The organism is uncultured Pseudoxanthomonas sp. (assembly GCF_947498795.1).
Taxonomy (GTDB): Bacteria; Pseudomonadota; Gammaproteobacteria; order Xanthomonadales; family Xanthomonadaceae; genus Pseudoxanthomonas_A.
On record NZ_CANMLQ010000009.1, the window covers coordinates 74,141 to 84,077 of the forward strand.

13 protein-coding genes and 2 tRNA genes are annotated in these 9,937 nt (G+C 68.5%); 12 read left to right on the forward strand and 3 right to left on the reverse strand.

From position 1 onward, the window contains the following. Nucleotides 1-95 precede the first annotated feature (95 nt). Nucleotides 96-578, forward strand: coding sequence for a DUF1249 domain-containing protein (locus Q0907_RS16925; protein WP_296282286.1), 483 nt, complete (start codon nt 96-98; stop codon nt 576-578). A 23-nt stretch (nt 579-601) separates the two neighbouring features. Here the strand turns inward: Q0907_RS16925 and Q0907_RS16930 are convergent, their stop codons facing one another. From Q0907_RS16930 to Q0907_RS16940, 3 genes are all read right to left on the reverse strand, one after another. Continuing rightward, the gene (locus tag Q0907_RS16930; RefSeq protein ID WP_296282284.1) at nt 602-829 is read right to left on the reverse strand and encodes a hypothetical protein; all 228 of its coding nucleotides are present in this window, start codon (nt 827-829) and stop codon (nt 602-604) included. 168 nt (nt 830-997) lie between these two features. Continuing rightward, a tRNA-Glu gene (locus tag Q0907_RS16935) sits at nt 998-1,073 on the reverse strand. Between the two features lie 51 nt (nt 1,074-1,124). After that, a tRNA-Ala gene (locus tag Q0907_RS16940) sits at nt 1,125-1,200 on the reverse strand. A gap of 137 nt (nt 1,201-1,337) precedes the next feature. On the opposite strand from Q0907_RS16940, the gene Q0907_RS16945 reads away from it, so the two are divergent. From Q0907_RS16945 to Q0907_RS16995, 11 genes are read left to right on the forward strand one after another with little or no spacing between them, the layout of a single operon-like run. Then, nucleotides 1,338-2,075: a beta-ketoacyl synthase chain length factor gene (locus Q0907_RS16945; protein ID WP_299346996.1), complete on the forward strand. Its 738-nt coding sequence runs from the start codon at nt 1,338-1,340 to the stop codon at nt 2,073-2,075. Beyond that, on the forward strand, nt 2,068-2,865 hold the full coding sequence (locus Q0907_RS16950; RefSeq protein ID WP_299346997.1) for a lysophospholipid acyltransferase family protein: 798 nt from the start codon (nt 2,068-2,070) through the stop codon (nt 2,863-2,865). The genes Q0907_RS16945 and Q0907_RS16950 overlap by 8 nt, the downstream gene beginning before the upstream one ends. Next, nucleotides 2,852-3,112, forward strand: coding sequence for a phosphopantetheine-binding protein (locus Q0907_RS16955; protein ID WP_162337822.1), 261 nt, complete (start codon nt 2,852-2,854; stop codon nt 3,110-3,112). The genes Q0907_RS16950 and Q0907_RS16955 overlap by 14 nt, the downstream gene beginning before the upstream one ends. Nucleotides 3,113-3,135: 23 nt before the next feature. After that, a complete protein-coding gene (locus Q0907_RS16960) occupies nt 3,136-3,390 on the forward strand; it encodes an acyl carrier protein (RefSeq protein ID WP_296282276.1) in 255 nt (84 codons plus the stop codon). A gap of 17 nt (nt 3,391-3,407) precedes the next feature. Then, the gene (locus Q0907_RS16965) at nt 3,408-3,959 is read left to right on the forward strand and encodes a hypothetical protein (RefSeq protein ID WP_299347000.1); all 552 of its coding nucleotides are present in this window, start codon (nt 3,408-3,410) and stop codon (nt 3,957-3,959) included. Further along, on the forward strand, nt 3,952-5,637 hold the full coding sequence (locus Q0907_RS16970; protein ID WP_299347002.1) for an AMP-binding protein: 1,686 nt from the start codon (nt 3,952-3,954) through the stop codon (nt 5,635-5,637). Before Q0907_RS16965 ends, Q0907_RS16970 begins: the two co-directional genes overlap by 8 nt. Beyond that, entirely contained in the window at nt 5,627-6,406 is a 780-nt protein-coding gene (locus Q0907_RS16975; protein WP_299347003.1) for a glycosyltransferase family 2 protein, read from the forward strand. The genes Q0907_RS16970 and Q0907_RS16975 overlap by 11 nt, the downstream gene beginning before the upstream one ends. Then, nucleotides 6,403-7,347, forward strand: coding sequence for an acyltransferase (locus Q0907_RS16980; protein ID WP_299347005.1), 945 nt, complete (start codon nt 6,403-6,405; stop codon nt 7,345-7,347). Before Q0907_RS16975 ends, Q0907_RS16980 begins: the two co-directional genes overlap by 4 nt. Continuing rightward, nucleotides 7,340-8,881 (forward strand): aromatic amino acid ammonia-lyase, encoded by a 1,542-nt coding sequence (locus tag Q0907_RS16985; protein WP_299347007.1) that lies wholly within the window; start codon nt 7,340-7,342, stop codon nt 8,879-8,881. The genes Q0907_RS16980 and Q0907_RS16985 overlap by 8 nt, the downstream gene beginning before the upstream one ends. Further along, nucleotides 8,871-9,302 (forward strand): thioesterase family protein, encoded by a 432-nt coding sequence (locus tag Q0907_RS16990; protein WP_299347053.1) that lies wholly within the window; start codon nt 8,871-8,873, stop codon nt 9,300-9,302. The genes Q0907_RS16985 and Q0907_RS16990 overlap by 11 nt, the downstream gene beginning before the upstream one ends. Next, nucleotides 9,299-9,925 carry an outer membrane lipoprotein carrier protein LolA gene (locus Q0907_RS16995; RefSeq protein ID WP_343229825.1) on the forward strand — a complete coding sequence of 209 codons (627 nt, stop codon included), beginning with the start codon at nt 9,299-9,301 and terminating at the stop codon, nt 9,923-9,925. The genes Q0907_RS16990 and Q0907_RS16995 overlap by 4 nt, the downstream gene beginning before the upstream one ends. The last annotated feature ends 12 nt before the right edge of the window (nt 9,926-9,937 follow it).

The following is a 9,937-nucleotide window of genomic DNA, read 5'->3' on the forward strand; positions in this document are numbered from 1 at the left end:
GGGCCCGGCGGTGGTCCCGGGAACCCTTAACTTAGGCCGCACCCAGCGAGGCGTCAATGCTGCCGCGGGCGCGCAACCGCGTGTAGGATCGGACCATGTCCCAGGCACTCGCACGTAACGCCCGCATTCCCCGGCTTGGCCGCTTCGGCTGGCTGATGGCGCTCTACGCGGAAAACCACGCACGGCTGACGCGCCTGTTCGCGCCGGAGCACCTGGCGGTCGGTACTTACGTCTCCCGTATCGGCGATGGGCTCGACGTACGCCTGGATGTCATCGAGACCCATCGGTACACGGTCGAGTTGCGCCTGACCTACGACATCTGCGACCCGCTGACCGGCGAACCGGACCCGTCCGCGTTCGTCCGACTGTATCGCGATGCACACCAGGCCGAGGCGACGCACTGTTATGTCGGCCGGCGATGGCAGGACGTCATCGGCCTGTATCCCCCGCCGGCGGAAGTCATCAGCCACCGCATGCGCATGAATACCTTCCTCGGCAAATGGCTCGAGTACCTGGGCGAGCAGGGGCATGGCGTGGCGACATTGCGACCCGTCACGACGGCGCGCGACGTCGCCTGACGTCGCATCGCCTTGCCGGTGATTCAGGCCACGCGAACGAAGCGGATGGCGTTGAGCCGGCTCAGGCCGTGACGGTTGTCGCGGGAAAGATTCGTCACGTCGACCGCACCCCGCGCTTCCAGTGCCAGCAGGCGAAGCGCGATGGCGTCGAACGTCGCCTCGTCCAGTCCCAGCGATCCTGCACTCCATCGCGTGTCCCGATGCAGCGGCACGTGGGAAACCAGCTCGTCTACAAGGGTGTCGTGTGTCATGGCGGCGACCGGGGAGGGTGGGTACTGCTGCGCCACGCGGTGGGAGGTCCGGTGGCCCTCCGAGGTTTTTACGCGCGCCCTCGTGATGTTCGCGTGGATGTCTTCGGGGCCGCGCTCGCGCTCGGCGAAGGCAAAAAGAAAGGCCCGGTTTCCCGGGCCTTGAAAGATTGGCGTCCCCACGGGGATTCGAACCCCGGTCGCTACCGTGAAAGGGTAATGTCCTAGGCCTCTAGACGATGGGGACGCACGAAAGTTGTTGCCAGATTTCACTCCGGACGGCCTATTGTCCGGAAGTTGGTGGAGCCAGGCGGGATCGAACCGCCGACCTCCTGCATGCCATGCAGGCGCTCTCCCAGCTGAGCTATGGCCCCACGTGCTGGCAGGAGCGGAATGATAGCTAGGCAATTTCCGATGCGCAAGCATCCGTTACGAAAAATTTCACGGCTGGCGGTGGAAGGTGCATGCGGTTGAAATAAGCGACCGGACATCGAGAGGCATCGCAAGGCGGATGATCGCGTTTTCAGTGAAGGAATGGTCCGCATGGGCGCCCGGTCTGGTGGACCGCGACGCTTGGCGTGCGTGGGCCACCGCCCCGTGGCTGCCGGTTGGCGAAGAAACTCCGGCGTTGGCCGAGGTGCCCGCAATGCAGCGAAGGCGCATCGAACGGCTCGGGCGGATGGCGATCCAGACGGCGTTCTGGTGCCAGCGCGCTGAAGAAAACGGCACGCCCCTCATCTTCGCGTCGCGGCACGGCGACGTGGCGCGTTCGATGGAACTGCTGGAAGCCCTAGCGACTGAGCAACCACCGTCGCCCACCACGTTCGGCCTGTCGGTGCACAACGCCATCGCGGCGCTGTACTCGATCCTGCGACGGGAGCGCGGCAACTACATCGCCCTGGCCGGTGGCATGGCGACGGTAGAAGCCGCGTGCGTCGAGGCGGCGGTATTGCTGGCGGATGGGGCGCCGGAGGTGCTGCTGGTGGTGTACGAAGCGCCGCTGCCCGGGATCTACGCCAGCTTCGCGGACGAGCCGGACGCCGGTTTCGCCTGGTGCTGGCGTATCGCGCCTGCCGACGGCTCGGCGCCAGCGTTGCGGCTGGCGTGGGAGGGCGAGGCGGGTGAATCGGAGCTCGCGGCCGCCACCTTGCCGCACGGTCTGGAGGTCCTGCGCTTCCTGCTGTCGGGCGAGGCGGCATGGCAATGGCGGGCCGACGGCATGACATGGCGGTGGCAGCGCGATGCGTGAGCGCGTCGACCGTGCCTGGCGCGTGTTAGGTACCGGACTGAGCTTCCTTGCGTTCGGCATCGGCGGGTTGTTCCTGGGCGTGTTCGTGCTGCCGCCGATGCTGTGGCTGGTGCGTGACCCCGAGCGCCGCCGCCGCTGGTCCCGGCGCATCGTCCAGCGCAGTTTCGCCGCCCATGTCGAACTGATGCGCCGCCTGGGGCTGATGACGTACGAGATCCGGGGCCGCGAGCGGCTGGCGCGCAGGGGCCTGCTGGTCCTTGCCAACCACCCGACGCTGATCGATGTCGTCCTGCTGGTGTCGCTGCTTCCCAACGCGGATTGCGTGGTGAAGTCGGCGGTGGCGCGCAATCCGTTCATGCGCGGCCCCGTGCGTGCCGCAGGCTACGTCGCCAACGACGACGGCGCAGGGCTGGTGGAAGACTGCATTGCCGCGGTCCGCGCCGGTGGCGCGCTGGTGATCTTCCCGGAAGGAACCCGGACCACGCCGGGGCAGCCGTTGAAGCTGCAGCGCGGGGCCGCGAACATCGCGGTGCGCGGCGCGCTGGACATCACGCCGGTGCGGATCACGTGCTCGCCGCTGACGCTGGGGAAAGGGGAGAAGTGGTATCGTGTGCCGCCGGTGCGATTCCACATGGTGATCGATGTTCAGGAAGACCTGCCGATCGCCCCGTTCCTGAACGGAATGGAGGGGGCGGATCCAGCGGCGGGGGGAGAGGCGCTGGCAGCCCGGCGGCTCACGGAACATCTGGCCAACTACTTTGCGGGAGATCCATCGCGTGCAGGCACTTGAGCACGAGATCAAGGAATTGATCATTTCATCGCTGTCGCTGGAGGACATCACCCCCGACGACATCGATACCGGCGCCCCGCTGTTCGTGGAGGGGCTGGGACTGGATTCGATCGACGCGCTCGAACTGGGCCTTGCGCTGCAGAAGCGCTACGGCGTGGCGCTCTCCGCCGATTCGCAGGAAACCCGCCGGCATTTCGCCAGCGTGCGTGCCCTGGCGGACTTCGTCGCCTCGCAAGGCAAGGCCTGAGCAGGGACGGCAGGACTGGCAAGATGACCAAGAACGAACTTTTCGACCGGATCGTGACGATCCTGCATGACAGCTTCGAGATCGAGCCCGCGCGCATCACGCCCGACGCCCGGCTCTACGATGACCTCGACATCGACAGCATCGATGCGGTGGACTTGATCGTGCAGCTGAAGCCGCTGCTGGGCCGCAGCCTGCAGCCGGATGCCTTCAAGTCGGTGCGCACGGTGCAGGACATCGTGGACGTGCTGTACGGCCTGATCCGCGACCAAGCCGCCTGAGCGCAGGCCGCGTGCCCGTGTCCCGGATAGGCGCGGCCATCTTCGTGGCGTTGTCGGTGGCTTACCCGCTGGTGGTCTATTGGGCGATGGGTCGCTTCGAGCCGCGCTGGCTGGCGGTCCTGCTGCTGGCCCTCGCGGTGCTGCGCGCCATCGCGACGCGCCAGGCGGTCTGGCTGGTGGCGGCCGCGGGCGCCGCACTGCTTGCGGCCCTGGCCACCGTGTTCAACCAGGCGTTGCCGCTCAAGCTCTATCCGACCCTGATCAATGCGGTGATGCTGGTCGTGTTCGCGAGCAGCCTGGCGTTTCCGCCGTCGGCGGTGGAGCGCATCGCGCGGCTGACCGAGCCCGACCTCCCGCCCGCCGGCGTGGCCTACACGCGCCGCGTCACCCAGGTGTGGTGCGGCTTCTTCGTGCTCAATGGCGCGCTCGCGCTGGTCACGGCGCTGTGGACGTCCGACCGGACGTGGGCGCTCTACAACGGATTGATCGCCTACGGACTGATCGGCCTGTTGTTCGGCGGCGAGTGGCTGGTGCGCCAGCGGGTGAAGGCAGGACATCGCCATGACTGAGTGGCGCTCGCTGGGCGAGGTCGCGCTGCACCCGTTGCCGGGACGGGCGTTCATCGCGGCGGGAAGCGAGTCGGCGGACCATGCGGTGTTCCAGCACGAGGCGCTGCGCTGGCAGGCGACGTTCCACCGTCTGCCGGGGTCGAGTTGGGCGCTGCATTTCGATGACGCCTCGCGCTTCGCCGCCGCCCTGTATGGCGCGTGGCATGCGGGCAAGACCGTGGTGTTGCCGGGCGACGCGCTGGCAGGCACCCAGGCCCGCCTGCGCGCGCACGTGGACGGTTTCGCGGGCGACTGGCTCGAGAGCGATGCCGCGTCGCCGGATGATCTGCCGGACGCCTCCTGCGCGGCGCGCCCGCTGGACGCGGACGCCACGCGTCTCGTCGTCTTCACTTCCGGAAGCACGGGCGAGCCGGTCGCCATCGAGAAGCGCCTGCGGCAGCTCGACGCCGAGGTGCATGCGCTGGAAGCCGCGCTCGGGCGCGGCCTGGACGGCGTGGCGGTGCATGGCACCGTGTCGCACCAGCATATCTACGGCCTGCTGTTCCGGGTGTTGTGGCCGCTGGCCGCGGGCCGCGCCATCGTGCCGCGTGCGTTCTTCCCCGAAGATCTGCTGGCCGCGATGGACGGCCAGGACGCGGTGCTGGTCGCCAGTCCGGCGCACCTCAAGCGCTTGCCGGCGCAGCTGTCATGGGCATCGCTGCATGGGCGGCTGCGCGCGGTGTTCTCGTCGGGTGGCGCGTTGCCCGCCGATGCTGCGCACGATGTGGCCCGGCTGCTGGGCGTGCCGCCCACCGAGATCCTGGGCAGCAGCGAGACCGGCGGCATCGCCTGGCGCCGCTGGGAGACGGAAGTTCCGGTCTGGACGCCGTTGCCCGGCGTCGACTGGCGGTTGCAGGAAGGCGTGCTCGAAGTGCATTCGCCGCACCTAGCCGGCGACGCGTGGTGGCGCAGCCAGGACCGCGCGGAAGCGGATGGTGCGGGCGGATTCCGTCTGCTGGGCCGGGCAGACCGTATCGTGAAAGTGGAAGAGCGTCGCGTCTCGCTGGATGCGCTGGAGCGCCGGATCCAGGCGCACCCGGCGGTTAGGGAGGCGCGCGTGCTGCTGCTCGGTGGCGCGCGCAGCGCGCTGGCGGCCGTCGTCGCGATGGCCGACGGCGTGCCGGTGCCGCAAGACGCGATGGCCCGGCGTGCGCTGTCGCAGTCGTTGTCGCGGCATCTGGCGGAGATGCAGGATGCGGTGACCCGGCCGCGGCGCTGGCGCTTCGCGACGGCGTTGCCGACCAACGCGCAAGGCAAGGTCACCGAGGCGGCACTGACCGCCCTGTTCCGCCCCGAGCGCCCTGCCACATGCTGGACGCTCCGCGAGTCGGCGCGCGCACGCGCCGACATGTCGCTGGACGCGTCGCTCGCCGTCTTCGACGGCCATTTCAACCAGGCCGCAGTCCTGCCGGGGGTCGCGCAACTCGACTGGGCGGTACAGCTTGCGCGTGAGGTCTTCGCGATTCCCCCGCGCTTCCTTCGCATGGAAGCGCTGAAGTTCCAGCGCGTGGCGCGTCCCGGCGACCTGATCCACCTCGACCTGGAATGGCAGGCGGATCGCGCCACGCTCGTGTTCCGCTACACCTCCGTGCAGGGTCCGCATGCCAGTGGTCGCATGGTGTTCGCCCATGAGGGGTGAATCCGTGGCGCCGCTGCTCGCCTTCCGCCCGCTGGTCGTGATCCCGGTGTTCGACCACGAGCACGCCATCGCCACGATGGTGGCGGGCGTGCTACACACCGGCAACGCCTGCCTTCTGGTGGATGACGGCTCGGGCCCGGCGTGCGCCCTCGAGCTCGACCGTCTGGCCGCGCTGCATGCGCCGCAGGTGCGCCTGCTCCGGCTGCCGGTGAACCAGGGCAAGGGAGGCGCCGTGCTGGCGGGGTTCCGCGACGCGAGCCGCCATGGGCACACCCATGTGCTGCAGATCGATGCCGATGGCCAGCACGACCCCGCCGACATTCCGCGCTTTCTCGCGCTGGCGCAGGCGCATCCGGGCGACGTGATCTGTGGCGTGCCGGTCTACGACGAGAGCGTGCCGAAGGGCCGGCTTTACGGCCGCTACCTCACCCACGTATGGGTGTGGATCAATACCGTGTCCTTCGCGATCCGCGATTCGATGTGCGGCTTCCGAGTCTATCCGCTGCCTCCGGTGCTGAAACTGATGGACGAGGAGACCATCGGGCGGCGCATGGACTTCGACGTAGAGGTGCTGGTGCGCCTGTTCTGGCGCGGCATCCGCGTGCACAACCTGCCGACGCGCGTGACCTATCCGCTCGATGGCGTGTCGCACTTCGACGTATGGCGCGACAACGTGCGCATCAGCCGCATGCATGCGCGGCTGTTCTTCGGCATGGTGCGGCGGTTGCCGCGCCTGCTGCGCGGCCGCAGGTCGGTGGCGTCGCCATGAGCCGGCGCAGCGAGCACTGGGCCGACATCGGCGAATCCACCTCCGTACGCGGGATCCTGCTGCTCTGCGCGGTGCATCGCTGGCTGGGGCGCTGGCCCTTCCGCTTGTGCGTCTATCCGGTGGTCCTCGTGCATTGGCTGCTCAATGGCACCGCGCGGCGTGCGTCGCTGCAGTACCTGCGGCGCCTGCATGCACATTCGGGCGTGCCGCCGTCGCGGCCGGGCGTGTGGCAGAGCCTGCACCACTTCGCGATGTTCGCCGAGACGATGCTCGACAAGATCCTCGCGCTGGGCCACCGCTACCCGATCGGACGCGTCCGCATGCAGCGGGAGGGCGTGCTGGCGCGGGTCAGGTCGGGGGAGGGCGGGCTGATCGTCACCGGGCACCTGGGATGCCTGGAGCTCTGCCAGGTGATGGCCGAGCAGGTTCCCGGCCTTCGCCTGACGGCGCTGGTGCACACGGCGCACGCCGAGCGCTTCAACCGCATGATGCGTCGCCTGGACGAGACCACGCGCGTTGAACTGCTCCAGGTCACGGACCTGGGGCCCGCCGATGCGGTGAGGTTGTCCGAGCGCGTGGCGCGGGGCGAGTTCGTCGCCATCGCCGGCGATCGTGTCCCGCTGCGCGGCGGGCGTACGGTGACGGCCTCCTTCCTGGGCCATGAAGCCCCGTTCCCGATCGGAGCCTACGTGCTGGGTGCCGCGCTGAAGTGCCCGGTGTTCACCATGGCGTGCACGCATGAAGGCGACGGCTACCGGGTGCGCATGGACGCGTTCGCCGAACGCATCGCGTTGCCGCGCGGCTCGCGCGATGCCGCCCTGGCCGGCTACGCTGCACAGTTCGCGCGGTGGCTGGAACAGCAGGTCCACCTGTCGCCCTACGACTGGTTCAACTTCTACCCCTTCTGGGATCAGGTACCGCATGAGCCCCGCAATGAATGACTCCGTGGCGCCGGTCTTCGGCGACGCTCCGCTGCGCATCGAGGACGTCGTCGCCCTGGCGCAGCGCCGCGTGCCGCCGGTGCTGTCCGCAGATCCCGCCTTCCGGGCGCGCATCGCGCGTGGCGCCGACTTCCTCAGTCGACTGCTGGAGGAGGAGGGCGTCATCTATGGCGTCACCACCGGGTATGGCGATTCCTGCACGGTGAACATTCCGCCGGCACTGGTCGCGGAACTGCCGCACCACCTGTACACCTACCATGGGTGCGGCCTCGGCCGCTTCCTGGACGAAACCGAGACACGTGCGGTGCTGGCGGCGCGGCTGGCGTCGCTGGTGCGGGGCATGTCAGGTGTCAGCGTGCCGCTGCTGGAAGGGTTGGCGAAGCTGCTGCGCCACGACGTGCTGCCCCTGATTCCCGCGGAAGGATCGGTCGGTGCGAGCGGCGACCTGACGCCGCTGTCGTACGTGGCCGCCGTGCTGTGCGGCGAGCGCGACGTCATGCACGGCGGGCGCCAGCGTCCGGCACGCGACGCGCTCGCCGAGATCGGCATGGCGCCGCTGACGCTGCGTCCCAAGGAGGGACTGGCGATCATGAACGGGACCGCCGTGATGACCGCGCTTGCCTGCCTGGCGTTCCATCGCGCCGAATACCTGTCGCGCCTGGCGACGCGGTTGACCGCGTTCAACGTGCTGGCCGCCGACGGCAACGCGCACCATTTCGACGCCGTGCTGTTCGCCGCGAAGCCGCATCCCGGCCAGTCGCGCGTGGCGCAGCGGTTGCGCGAAGACCTGCACAGCGACCGGCCGCCCCGCAATGAGCAGCGCCTGCAGGACCGTTACTCGTTGCGTTGCGCGCCGCACGTGATCGGCGTGCTGGAAGACGCATTGCCGTTCCTGCGCCAGCTGATCGAGACCGAACTCAACAGCGCCAACGACAATCCGCTGATCGACCCCGAGCGCGAGCAGATCCTGCACGGAGGCCACTTCTATGGCGGACACATCGCGTTCGCGATGGATTCGCTGAAGAACACCGTGGCCAATGTCGCCGACTTGCTGGACCGGCAGCTGGCCCTGATCGTGGATGCGCGCTACAACCACGGCCTGCCGGCGAACCTGTCCGGCGCGACGGGGCCGCGCGCGGCGATCAACCACGGCCTGAAGGCGTTGCAGATCAGCGTGTCGGCGTGGACCGCCGAGGCCTTGAAGCTGACGATGCCGGCCTCGGTCTTCTCGCGTTCCACCGAATGCCACAACCAGGACAAGGTCAGCATGGGCACGATCGCCGCGCGCGATTGTCTGCGCGTGATCGAGCTGACCGAGCAGGTGGTCGCCGGCATGCTGATCGCCGCACGCCAGGCACTGGCGCTGCGCGAGCGCGTCGGGCTGCAATCCACGCTGGGCGAAGGCCCGGCGACGATGTACGCCGACCTGCAGGCGCGCATCGCGCTGGTCGAGGAGGATCGCGCACTGGATGGCGAACTGCGCCAGCTGCTGGTCGACATCCGGGAGGAACGCTGGGATGTCTATGCCGCCTGACCTTCGCGCCGACCTGGCGATCGAGATCCCGCTCAGCCCGGCCTTCCACGATTGCGATGCCATGCAGGTGGTCTGGCACGGCCACTACTTCAAGTACCTTGAAATCGCCCGTTGCGCGTTGCTGCAGCGGTTCGACTACGACTACCCGCAGATGCATGCATCCGGCTACATGTGGCCGATCGTCGATACGCGCGTGAAGTACATCCGCCCGCTGCGGTACGCGCAGGCCCTGCTCGTGACGGCCCGCATCAGCGAGTGGGAGAACCGCTTGAGGATGGACTACGAGATTCGCGACGCCGGAAGTGGCGAGGTGCTGACGCGCGCGCACACGATCCAGGTGGCGGTCGACGCCGCTTCAGGCGAGATGCGGTATCAGTGCCCGCCTGTCCTGTGGGAACGGTTGGGAGTCGCTGCGCCATGAACAAGATCCGCAGTCTCGTTTCCGCTTTCGCGCTTGCCCTCATGGCGGGTGGAATCGTCAACCCGGCGTCCGCCGATCCGTTGGCGGAAGTGCGTTCCCAGGTGGCACAGGTGCCACTGTTGCGGGGCGAGTTCAGCCAGGAAAAGCAGGTGGCCGGCTTCAGGAATCCGCTGCGCTCGAATGGCCGTTTCCTGCTGGTGCGCGACAAGGGCGTGGTGTGGTCGACGACGGCGCCGTTCCCGTCCGAAACCGTCATCACGCAGGACCGCATCCTCAGCCGCCAGCGCGACGGCAGCCGCCGGTTGGAAGTCGATGGCCGGCAACAGCCCGGGCTTCGCAGTGTCAACGCGATGATGTTCGCGCTGATGAGCGGCGACATGAAGGCGCTGACGTCGACCTTCGAGGTGAAGGCGGAGCCTGTGGCGCGTGGCTGGAAGATGGCGCTGGTGCCACGTTCGCGGCAGGTGGCGCAGGCATTCACCTCGGTGCGCCTGTCGGGCGACCGCTATGTGCGTGAGGTGGAGTTGCGCGAGGCCAACGGCGACCTCACGCGCCTGCGCTTCAGCGGCATGAGCGAATCGCCCGCGACCCTGTCGCGCGACGAGGCGGCCCGGTTTGAGTGATCCTGTGCCCGC